We start from the raw sequence: 11,753 nt of genomic DNA on the forward strand, positions 1-11,753 counted from the left end.
ATCTCTTTCCTTTCTTTACCGGACTGTACGCCGTCCGTTTAATTTCTCTGCCAGAATCGCGCCAATGTCGGCAAGCGGGCCCGGCTGGCACATATCTTTATGGCGGCAGTCTAAGTCATACCGCTCGATTTTCCCCGTAATATACGGTTTCCAAGTATCCGGCTCAATCGGGTCAAACCACTCCGGAATAATCGTTGATCTGAAGAACAGCACATCTCCGTGGAACGGCTTCGGCTTGTATGTTCCTAACAGCCCGACAGAATTAATGTACGTGTCTTTCAGATTCATCATCACTGACTCGTCCAGGCTGGCTAATGCGCTTCCCTCACGGCGGAGAATGGTCAGCGCGGTGTCAAAATCAAGCGGCTGATCCCCGAGGCTGTCCGGGTCGTACCCTCCCAGGGCAAGCAGCGCGATGACGGCTTCCTCGTCATCAGGCGCATTTTTTATCGGCAGAAAATGATTCGGATACGCGTCAAGCATCACCAAAAGCGAAACCTCTTCACCCCGGCTCTGTAATTGTGTCGCCATGGCCTGAATGACATTCCCTCCGAGAGACCAGCCGAGCAGACGGTACGGCCCTTTCGGCTGCACGGTGCGGATTTTTTCAATATAATCCGCCGCCATGTCATCTAGGCTTTGCGGAAGCGATTCTTTTTTTCCGATGCCTCTCGCCTGTAAGCCGTATATCGGATAATCAGCCTCTAAAGAAGACATCAGCCCGGCATAACACCAGCTGAGACCGCCGGCCGGATGGACACAGAACAACGGTGTTTCTTCTCCTGCCGTTCTGAGCGGAAGAAGAACATCAAGCGCGCTTGCGCCCGTTCCTGACTCAAGTCTTTCAGCAAGGCTTGCCACTGTAGGAGCTTCAAATAATGTTCCGATACTCAGCTCGGCTCCCATCGCTTCCCGAATACGGCTCATTAAATGAACCGCAAGCAAAGAATGGCCGCCTAAATCAAAGAATCTGTCATCAATACCGACACGCGGCAGGTGGAGCACCTCTGCGAACAGCTCACACAGCATTTCTTCCTGCGGCGTTCTCGGCCCCCGGCCGGTGACCTCCGTTTGGAAGTCAGGCGCAGGGAGCGCTTTTCGGTCAAGCTTTCCATTCGGTGTCAGCGGCAGTTCATTCATTTGGACAAAAGCCGAGGGAATCATGTAATCCGGCAGGCTTTCTTCGGCAAACCGGCGCATGTTTCCCGTGTCCAAGGTGCTGCCGGCAGATCGGACAAGGTAGGCGGCCAGCCGTTTATCTCCCGGCCGGTCTTCACGGACGACTACGGCGGCATCCTCGACATCCGGATGTTTGACGAGAACCGCTTCGATTTCTCCCAATTCAATCCGGAAGCCGCGGATTTTAATCTGGTGATCCGCCCTGCCCATATAATCAAGAGAACCGTCCGTCCGCAGGCGGGCTAAATCCCCCGTCCGGTACATTCTCGTTCCCGGCGGGCCGTACGGATCAGCCACAAAGCGTTCGGCGGTCAGGCTTTGCCGCCCTAAGTAGCCGCGTGCCACGCCTCCTCCGGCCACATACATTTCGCCCGTGATGCCCGGGGGCACAGGCTCCAGCCGGTCATCAAGCACATATACGTTCAGATCAGGAATGCCGCAGCCGATGAGGCTGTTTGCTCTCAGTTCGGCAATGTTTTTGTCTAATTCAAGGTAACTGACGTGCACCGTCGTTTCCGTAATGCCGTACATATTCACGAGCACCGGCTGATTGTCCGCGTGGCGGCTGTACCAATCCTCAAGCCGGCTCAGCTCAAGCGCCTCGCCGCCGAAGATGATATATCTGAGTGCGAGCTGACGCCCCAGCTCTTTGTGTTCTTTTTCCGCATGCATCAGCTGGTAAAACGCTGACGGCGTTTGGTTAAGCACGGTCACCCGCTCTTTCACGAGGAGATGTAAAAACGCTGACGGCGATCTGCTGATGTCATGCGGCACGACGACGAGACGTCCGCCGTGAAGCAACGGCCCCCACATTTCCCAGACAGAGAAATCGAAAGCGTAGGAGTGAAACATCGTCCATACATCATCAGAATGAAAGTGATACCAATGCCGCGTCGACTCAAACAGCCGGATAACATTGCTGTGCGGAATGATGACGCCTTTCGGCACACCTGTTGATCCCGACGTGTAAATGACGTAGGCCGGGTGAAGCGGCGACAGCGGACGAATCCGGTCAGCGTCCGCAGGGTTCTTGACGGCATATCGCTCAAGTGTTTCTTTATTCTGCGGATCATCCAGGATGAAGGCCGGCATGCCGCTTTCGATAGAGAGCTTACTTGCGCCTTCACGGTTGGTGAGCATAAATACAGGCTTGGCATCATGTAACATAAAAGCAATGCGGTCCGCGGGATAATCAGGATCAAGCGGCAAATACGCTGCCCCCGTCTTCAGGACGGCTAACAGCCCGACAATCATATCTAAAGAACGCGGCAGCGCCAGTGCGACAAACTGCTCCGGGCCGACGCCGCGGGCAATCATCATGTGCGCGAGCTGATTGGCTTTTTCATTCAGCTCTTTATAAGTGAGACCGCTCTCTTCAAATACTGCCGCCGTTTCATCCGATTTTGCGGCGGCCTGTATTTCAAACAGTTCAGGCAGTGTCTGCCGAGGCTGAATATGCTGTTTTGCACGTTTAACCGGCAAAAGCTTCCGGCGCTCTTCATCAGAAAGAATGGTTAAGCTTCCGATCGGTTTTTCCGGATGTGACGCGGCATCTTCGAGCAGAAGAAGCAGGCGTCCGGCAAGTGCTTCAGCCGTTTCTTTTCTAAATAAGTCCGTACTGAACTCCAGCAGGCCTTCAATACCGGCAGGCGTGCCGTCGTCATGGCGCTGTTCAGCCAATTCCAGCGTCAAATCAAATTTGGACGATCCGACACTGCTGATTTGCAGGCTTGTTTCCATATCAGGAAGACTGAGTACAGGGTCAGGCGTATTTTGGAATGCGAGCATCACTTGGAACAGCGGATGTCTTGACCGGGAACGAACCGGATTCAATTCTTCCACGAGACGTTCAAACGGCACGTCCTGATGTTCATATGCTGCGAGATTCATTTCTCTGACCCTTTCAAGGAGCTCACAAAAGCTCGGATCGCCAGAGGTATCGGTTCTCAGTACGAGTGTATTAATGAACATACCCACAAGGTCTCCCAATGCGTCATCACTGCGGCCGGCTATTGGACTGCCGATCGGAATATCGGTCCCTGCACCGAGCCGGGTCAGTAACGCGGAAAGCCCTGATTGAAGCACCATAAACAGGCTTACGCGCTGATTTCTGGCAAGTGAGAGAAGACGGGCATGAAGCTCTTGGCCGATGTTGACCGGAATGACGCCGCCCCTGTAGCTTGATTCAGCGGGACGCGGAAAATCAGACGGCAGCTCCAGCTGATCCGGTACATTTTCAAGCGTTTTCTTCCAGAAATCCAGCTGGCGCGCAATTAAGCTCTCAGAATCAGACGCGCTGCCTAAAAGCTGCTGCTGCCAAAGCGCATAATCCGCATATTGAACCGCCAGCGGCGCCCATTCTGCTTTTTCACCTGTTTGCCGGGCGATATAGGCTATGGATAAGTCACGCATGAGCGGATTCAAGGACCAGCCGTCACCTGCGATGTGATGCAGGAGAATCATCAGCGTATACTCGCCGTCACCAAGATCAAACAGCTCAGCCCGGACGGCCGGCTCTTTAGCGAGATCAAACCGATATCGTGCCGCAGCGGCAAGCATGTCTTGGAGCTCGTTTTTGTCTGCACGTGTCACTGTAAACACAGGGCGGGCTTCTTCAGCAGATAAAATGAGCTGATGAGATGATCCCTTATTTTCCGGAAAAACGGTGCGCAGGCTTTCATGACGGCTGACAACATCGGAAAAGGCGTGTTTCAGCGCTGATTGGTCAAGCTTGCCTGACATGCGGACAATCACCGGAATGTTGTAAGTCGGGCTTGGCCCTTCAAGACAGTAGAGAAACCATAGACGCAGCTGCGCAAATGACAGCGGGATGTGCTCCGGCCGGTCAAACGGCTTGAGCTTAGGCCGCGCACTCTTTGCGGTGTCAAGCTGTGCGGCGAGCCCGGCAACGGTCGGCGTATCAAACAGACGGCCGATGCCAAGCTCTGCGCCCATCGTCTCCCGGACCCGGCTCATCAGGCGTCCGGCTAAGAGCGAATGTCCGCCCAATTCAAAGAACCCGTCATCAATTCCGACCCGCGCGAGACCGAGAACCTCGGCAAACAGATCGCATAATATTTCTTCCTGCGGCGTCCGCGGCCCTCTGTCAGACAGGACAGCGGAAAAATCAGGTGCAGGCAGAGCGCTGCGATCGAGCTTCTTATTCGGTGTCAGCGGCAATTCTTCCAGCTGTACAAACGCGCCCGGCACCATATAATCCGGCAGGCTTTCGCCCATATATTCACGAAGTCTGCCGATATCAAGGGGCTGATCCGCGACAGCGTAAGCCGCCAGCCGCTTATCTCCGGGCTGGTCTTCACGGACAATGACGGCGGCCTGCGAAATACCCGGATATTTCGACAGCACTGACTCAATTTCTCCTAATTCTATCCGGAACCCGCGGATTTTAATTTGGTGATCGGCTCTGCTGATATAATCAAGCGAGCCGTCCTCACGCCAGCGCACGAGATCTCCCGTCCGGTACATCCTCGCGCCCGCGGGCCCGTACGGATCGGCAATGAATCTTTCAGCTGTTAAATCAGGACGGTTATAATAACCTCTGGCAAGCCCCTCCCCCGCGATATAAAGCTCGCCCGCGATTCCCGGCGGGACGGGCTGCAATGCGGCGTCCAGCACATATACCCGCGTGTTCCAAATCGGCTTTCCAATCGGAGGCGCCCCTGTATGGTCTTTTGCAAGCGGCTGTGCGGCCGACCAGATTGTTGTTTCAGTCGGCCCGTACAGATTCGTCACCGTACAGCCTGATTCAAGCAGAGCATGCATAAGCGCGTTCGGAAGCGCCTCACCTCCGACAAGCACCTGCAGCGCCCGGAGAGAATCCGGTTCATTGGTGACTAATGAATGCCACAATGTCGGCGTTGCCTGCATGATTGAAATACCGTATGAGTGAATCATGTGCGCAAGCGCCCGCGGTTCCTGAATCGTCTCTTTACGTGCGATGACGCACCCCGCCCCGCTGATGAGCGGAAGGAAGAGCTCAAGTCCGGAAATATCAAACGCCGCAGTCGTAACGGCAAGCAGGCGGTCTTGTTCGCCGAGCGGGAACATTTCCCGCATGGATAAGAGGAAATTGCTTACGCTTTTTAATGTGACGACTACGCCTTTCGGTTTGCCCGTTGAGCCCGATGTATAAATGATATAAGCGGGGTGCAAAGGCGAACATTCCGTCTGAGCAGGACAGTCAGCATTTTGAGCGGCAACGGTTTTTACCGTATCCGGGTCATCGAGAATGATCCTTTTTGCATCACTGTCTTCCGGCATGCGGCCGGATAATTCCATCGTTGTAATCAGGCATGCAGGCTGTGCATCTTTGAGCATGTATGTGATCCGCTCAGAAGGAAAATCAGGATCAAGCGGCAGGTATGCGGCTCCCGTTTTCAAAACGGCCAGCATGCTCACGGCCAAATCCTGTGACCGCGGAAGCAGCAAAGCGGCAAATTGTTCCGGTCCGAGCCCCTTTTCCTTTAGCATGCCGGCGAGCTGGTTCGCGCGCTTGTTCAATTCGGCATAGCTGAGCTCTTCGTTTTCGGTGATGATTGCCGGCCGGTCCGGTGTTTTTACGGCCTGTTCGTAAAACAGCTCCGGCAGACTTTTCTGCTTCTCGGCCTTGCGCGTGTCATTCCAGCTTTCCAGTACGCGGAGACGTTCACTTTCAAGCAGAAGGTTGAGTGTGCCGATTTTTTGTGTCTGGTCTTTCACAGCGGATTCCAACAGAAGCAGGAATCGTTTTTGATGGTTTTCAATATCTTCGGCGCTGTACACTTCCGGATTCGCATCAAAGTCCACACGCATTCCGCTTCCGTCCGCTCTGTCGTAAACGTTAATTGACAAATCATCAACGGGCCCTGCTGATAAATTATGGACGGTCCCCCGCGCTCCGGCGAAATCAAGCGCGTAGTCAAACGGCATCACATTGACTTGCGGGCCGAACAGCCTGCGATTGTCTCCGAGCAATTTAAGATCGCGGCGCATGTCTTCATGGCGGTATTTCTGATGGCGCCGGATGTTTCGGATTTCTTTTGCCACTTGGCTGACGGCCTCATGAAAATTCATATCCGGGCGGAGAGAAAGCCGCAAAGGCAGCAGATTCATGACCATACTCGGAATATTCAGTGAAATCGAGCCGATCCGCCCCATCATCGGTAAACCGAGCACGATATCCCCTGCGTTTGTCATCCGGTAGACATATACCGCCGCTGCGGCCGTGACGGCTTCATGCCAGTTCGGAATCGCTTTTACATGCTGTAAAGCCGTTTCAGAAAGATAAGCCGTGCTTCTCCGAAAACGTGTTGACGTTCGCGGCGCTCTTTCTGCCAAACTGACGACATCAGGTTCATCCGCAAATTTCTCCATCCAAAATTCCCGATCTTTCAGGAATTGATCAGACGCGCGGTATTCTTGATCTTCTTTTACCAGATCCTCCAAAGAACCGAAGGAGCGCCCGTTATCCGGACGTCCTTCCCGTATTGCGGTGTACATTTGCGCCGTACGCCGTGCCAGCAGTGAAAAACCGTAGCCGTCTATCGCAATGTGGTGAATGCGCTGATACCAGAAAAAGCGTTCCGGTCCCGCCTGAAATAAAATGTCGCGGAACAAAGGCCCAGCCGCCATATCAACGGGCTCAGCCAAATCTGTCTGCATGAGTCTGAGTGCGGCCTGCTTCGGAACAGCTTCTGAACTCACATCTATGACATCGATCGCAACCTCAAATGGAGGATTGATGATCTGCTTCGGCCCGTCTGCTCCCTCTTCGAAGCGGGCGTGTAATGACGCGGCTTCCGTCAGCACGCGTTCGAGAGCGGTTTTAAATATGTTCACATCGATCGCGCCGTTTATCTCAACGTACTCGCCTGTATTGTAAATCGGATTATCAGGATCAAGCTGCTGCGCAAACCAGATACCGGCCTGTGCGCCTGTCAGAGGCAGCTGTTGTGTATCATGCATTCTATTCTCTCCCTTTATAAATAATCTGCATTCGGCAAGACTTTTTGAGATCGGGAAGAAAGAAGTCTCCACCACTCTTCCAGCGTCGGGTTCTCCGCCAGTTCCACAAACGTCACTTCAGCTCCGTCACGGCGCCATAGTTCGACAAGGCTCATGATTCTGACGGAGTCAAGACCTCTGTCCAGCAGGTCTTCATGATCCGGAATATCAGACGGTGATTCTTGAAGAATCGCCGCAATTTGTTCCCGCACCCGGTCTTTTGTCAATACGGCGGAAACCTTCTCTTCTCCTCCAGAAACCGGCGCGCCGCCCAGCAGCTCCAGCACTTCGTTTGTCAAAGCTGTGTAAGCGCAGCGCTGAGACGCATATTCGATGGCCATCTTATGTTTTTCTGAAGAAAAATCAGCAACGGCGTCTCCGATAAAGAAGCTTTGGATATCATCCATAAATGCTTCACAGGCTGTGACGAGACAGCCGATGTGTGCATAAATTCCCGTAATCATGAGCTGGTCTCTGCCGCTTTCACGCATGATCTCAAGGAGATTCGTCCGTTTAAACGCGCTGTATCTCCACTTTGTGAGGACAATGTCCTGATCATCCGGGGCAAGCTCCGGAATGACCTTTTCTTCATAAGGCCCGCTTTTTAGCCCCGGCCCCCAAAAATCCGTCAGCAGCGCACGGTCCGCCGGGTCTTGGCTGCCCGGCTGCGCGGTATACACCACCGGAATGCCGAGTGCTTTGCATTGCTCTTTTATTTTTTTGATATTCTGAGACGCCTCTGTGATCGGAGCTTCACCTTTCGCAAAAGCATCGACGAAATAATTCTGCATGTCATGGATCAGAAGCACCGCACGTTTCGGATTCAGCGTCCACGATACTTTATTTTCAGGCATATCTGACGCTGTCGGCAGCGCATATGCGGGAATAGACGGTATAGCCAATGTAAACACTTCCTTTTTTAAGATTGTTTGATTTCAGCCGGCTTTACTTTTTGGGCGATCGTTTCGCGAAGATCCTTTTTACTGACCTTGCCGACGCCGGTTTTCGGGAAAGAAGCGATAAATTCAATCCGGTCGGGGATTTTATATGCCGCCAGTCCGCGCTCACGCAAAAATGCTTTCAGCTCTCCCGGTTTCGGCGCTTCTCCTTTTGGGATGACGAACACACAGGATCGCTCCCCGAGAAAATCATCCGGCATTGAAACCATGGCCGCATCATGAACGGCAGGATGCGCAAGAAGGTGATTTTCCACCTCCTCAGCGGCTATTTTTTCACCGCCCCGATTGATTTGATCTTTCGCACGTCCTTCGACGATGATATAGCCGTCCGCCGTCAGTTTGACGATATCGCCGGTCTGATAAAATCCGTCGGCTGTGAATGATCTTTCATTATGTTCAGGCGCTTTATAATATCCGCGAATCGTGTAAGGGCCGCGTGTAAACAAATGTCCCGCTTCACCGGGGGCGACATCCCGCCCGTCATCGTCTAAAACCCTTACCTCATCAAAAGGTGACATCGGTCTGCCTTGCGTATTGACAATGATCTCTTCAGGATCATCCAGTCTCGTATAATTCACCAATCCTTCCGCCATTCCGAAAACCTGCTGAAGGGTGCATCCGAAAGCGCTCTTTACGCGGCGGGCCGCCTCAGCGCTGAATTTGGCGCCTCCCACCTGCAGCACTTGAAGGCTTGATAAATCATCACTTCGCGAACCTGATGCGTCCATCCACACCATCGCAAGCGGCGGGACGAGCGCTGTAATCGTGACACGTTCTTTTTCAATTAACGGGAAGCAGTCATCCGGGCTCGGCGTCGGTGACAGAACAACCCGGCCTCCGGCATATAAAGTTCCCAGCACACCCGGCGAGCTGAGCGGATAATTATGCGCTGTCGGCAGAGCGGCCAAATAAACGCTGTGTTGATCCAAGCCGCATATTTCCGCGCTGATGCGCAAACTGTATATGTAATCGTCGTGTGTTCGCGGAATCAGCTTGGACAGCCCCGTACTGCCTCCTGAAAGCTGTAAAAAGGCGACTTCCGCCGGGCTTATATCTTCCAGCTGAACAGGCTCTCTATGCAGGCTGCTCAGTTCCTGAAACTCTTCAGCTTCGCCGGCCACAATGACATGCGCCAAATCCGGAAGTTTGTCTTTCACCTGTCTGGCAAGCGCCCTGTAATCAAAACCTGAATGCATATCAGGAATGATGTATGCTTTCGCCTCTGCAAACTCGCAGAAATACGTAATCTCACTGCTTCTATGAGAAGGCAGCGCGAAAACGGGCAGCGCTCCCAGCCGGAACAGCGCGAAAATCACTTCAAAAAACTCAGCGATATTCGGCAGCTGAACGACAACGCGGTCTTCCTTTTGAATTCCGAGCTTATGCAGCCCCGCCGCTAAACGATCTGCCCTTTCATCTAATTCTTTGTAGGTCCAATGTACATCTTTACACGTCACGGCAGTTTGATTTCCGTATAAAGCCGCGCGCTCTTTCAGCATTCCTCCGAACGTCTCACCCTTCCAGCAGCCGTCTTTTCGGTATTTGTCAGCCCATTCTTCCGGCCATGGCGTAAATCCAGTCAGCACGATCCGTTCCCTCCTTTTTTACAACTCATCTTGGTAAAGCCCCATCGCCCGGAGCATGGTGCGGAATTTGGCCGAGGTCTCGTCCAGTTCATCCTGCGGCTTTGATCCGGCGACAATCCCGGCACCCGCAAAGAGCCGGAGAGACCTTGTTTCCGCTTCGGCGCAGCGGAGTGCGATAATCCATTCTCCGTTACCCTCAGCATCACACCAGCCCGCCATTCCCGTGTAGAAATTGCGGTCAAACGGCTCAATATCCTGAATCGCTTCTCTCGCCGCATCCGTCGGCGTTCCGCATACCGCGGGTGTCGGATGCAGGGCGATGGCCAGCTCAAGTGATGTCGTTGACGGATCACGCAGCTCTCCCTTCACCTCGGTGGACAGGTGCCACATCGCCTCAGTTTTAATGAGTGACGGTTTTTCCGGCACATCAAGCACACGGCAGAACGGTTTAAGGGCGGCGGCCACGGCGGCCACGACTACGGCATGTTCATGCAGATCTTTTGCTGATTGCAGCAGTTCTTCCGCTCTTCTCTGATCCTCGGCGGGATCTGTGCTGCGAGGTCTGGAACCTGCCAGCGGATTGGACAGAATCGATGTTCCGTTTTTGGACAGCAGCAGTTCAGGACTTGCGCCGAAAAGCGTTTTTCTTGTTTCTGACGTTCCCGTCACATCCGCAGCGAATGTATAGCCGCGCGGGTTGTGTTGCGCCAAATGCTTGACGGCCTGTGGAATGTCGATATCCTTTTCAGCGGTCAGATGAAGCGTCCTTGACAGCACGATTTTGCTGAGCGGACCGTCCGTAATGCTGAATACGCCTTGTTCCACACCGCTCATAAAGCCCTCAGGCTCCGGAACGGGACGGATGTCATATGTATTGGATTGCGGCTTTTCTGCGGACGATTCCGCAAACGAAAGCGGGCCTGCCGTATGGACATTCTTCGGTACAAAAAGCCGGGAAGCTTTTCTGCCGTCAAAAGGAATGGCGCCGGCCGCAATCGGATGTTTGATGCCGGCTTGCTTTGCCTCAAGAAGCGTCTGTCTCACGCGTTCAGGCAGTGAATCCAGCTGATTTTCCGCGTCTGTATCAGGCACTTCCGCAAACATTCCTTCCGCAAGCATCGTACTTTTCGGAGAAGCTAAAAAGAACGCCCCGGGCTTGTAAGCGTCCAGCACCTCTTTTGCAGACACTTCCGCCAATAAATGTTGATTTGTCATGTTTGTCCCTCCTTCTCGTTACATCAAACGCCTAAAGTAGCGCCGCCATCAACGCATAAATCATGCATCGTAATATGGTTTGCCTGTTCAGAAGCCAGAAACAAAACGGCATTTGCAATATCAGAAGGCTTCGCCAGCTTTTGAAGCGGAATTCCCGTTTTATATGTATCAAGCGAACCTCTGATGACGCCCCGGGCTCCGTTCTCGTCCTGCCACAGCGCCCGCTGCATGTCGGTTTCCGTTGAACCCGGAGATACGATGTTGCAGCGGATATGATGGGCCGCAAGCTCCAGTCCGAGGCATTTCGTAAACATGACGGCAGCCGCTTTTGACGCCGCATAAGCCGCCATGGAAGCACGCGGAACGCCGGCTGCATTCGAACCGACCGTAACGATGGCGCCCTTTTTCCGCTCAATCATGTACCGGCTTACAGCCCGCGACACATGAAATACGCCGGTCGAATTAACTGAAAATGTTTGATCCCAATCTTCATCACTGAGGGATTGCACCGGACCCGGCCGCAGCACGCCCGCAACGTTCGCCAATATTTCAATAGGCCCCATGTCGCGTTCAACGGCGGCGATGATATCATTGACAGCCGCACTGTCAGATACATCTGCGGCAAACCCCTGCGCCTGCACGCCTTTTTGCCGAAGTCTGTCAGTAAGCCCGAGAAGCAGGTCTTCATTTGTATCTATAGCTGCCACATTTACGCCTTGTTCAGCAAGGGCAAGCGCTGTTGCTTCTCCGATGCCTTGAGCGGCGCCGGTGACAACGGCCGTTTTCCCTTTCATTCCCAATGCGTCCATAT

5 protein-coding genes are annotated in these 11,753 nt (G+C 53.5%); all 5 read right to left on the reverse strand.

What is annotated here, in order from left to right; genetic code table 11:
• Positions 1 to 15: 15 nt before the first annotated feature.
• Genes ACKTRM_RS14810 through ACKTRM_RS14830 form a run of 5 tightly spaced genes read right to left on the reverse strand, consistent with a single transcriptional unit; the run spans position 16 to position 11,751 of the window.
• Positions 16 to 7,143, reverse strand: coding sequence for an amino acid adenylation domain-containing protein (locus tag ACKTRM_RS14810; protein WP_012118327.1), 7,128 nt, complete (start codon positions 7,141 to 7,143; stop codon positions 16 to 18).
• A 14-nt stretch (positions 7,144 to 7,157) separates the two neighbouring features.
• Entirely contained in the window at positions 7,158 to 8,084 is a 927-nt protein-coding gene (locus ACKTRM_RS14815) for an isochorismatase (RefSeq protein WP_012118328.1), read from the reverse strand.
• Positions 8,085 to 8,101: 17 nt separating this feature from the next.
• Positions 8,102 to 9,727 carry a (2,3-dihydroxybenzoyl)adenylate synthase gene (locus ACKTRM_RS14820; RefSeq protein WP_012118329.1) on the reverse strand — a complete coding sequence of 542 codons (1,626 nt, stop codon included), beginning with the start codon at positions 9,725 to 9,727 and terminating at the stop codon, positions 8,102 to 8,104.
• 18 nt (positions 9,728 to 9,745) lie between these two features.
• A complete protein-coding gene (gene dhbC, locus ACKTRM_RS14825; protein WP_012118330.1) occupies positions 9,746 to 10,942 on the reverse strand; it encodes an isochorismate synthase DhbC in 1,197 nt (398 codons plus the stop codon).
• Positions 10,943 to 10,965: 23 nt separating this feature from the next.
• Positions 10,966 to 11,751, reverse strand: a complete 786-nt coding sequence (locus ACKTRM_RS14830; RefSeq protein WP_023357112.1) for a 2,3-dihydro-2,3-dihydroxybenzoate dehydrogenase — start codon at positions 11,749 to 11,751, stop codon at positions 10,966 to 10,968.
• Between the last annotated feature and the right edge of the window lie 2 nt (positions 11,752 to 11,753).

Origin of the sequence: Bacillus sp. D7-8, from assembly GCF_052055895.1 — a bacterium.
GTDB classification, from domain to species: Bacteria; Bacillota; Bacilli; order Bacillales; family Bacillaceae; genus Bacillus; species Bacillus velezensis.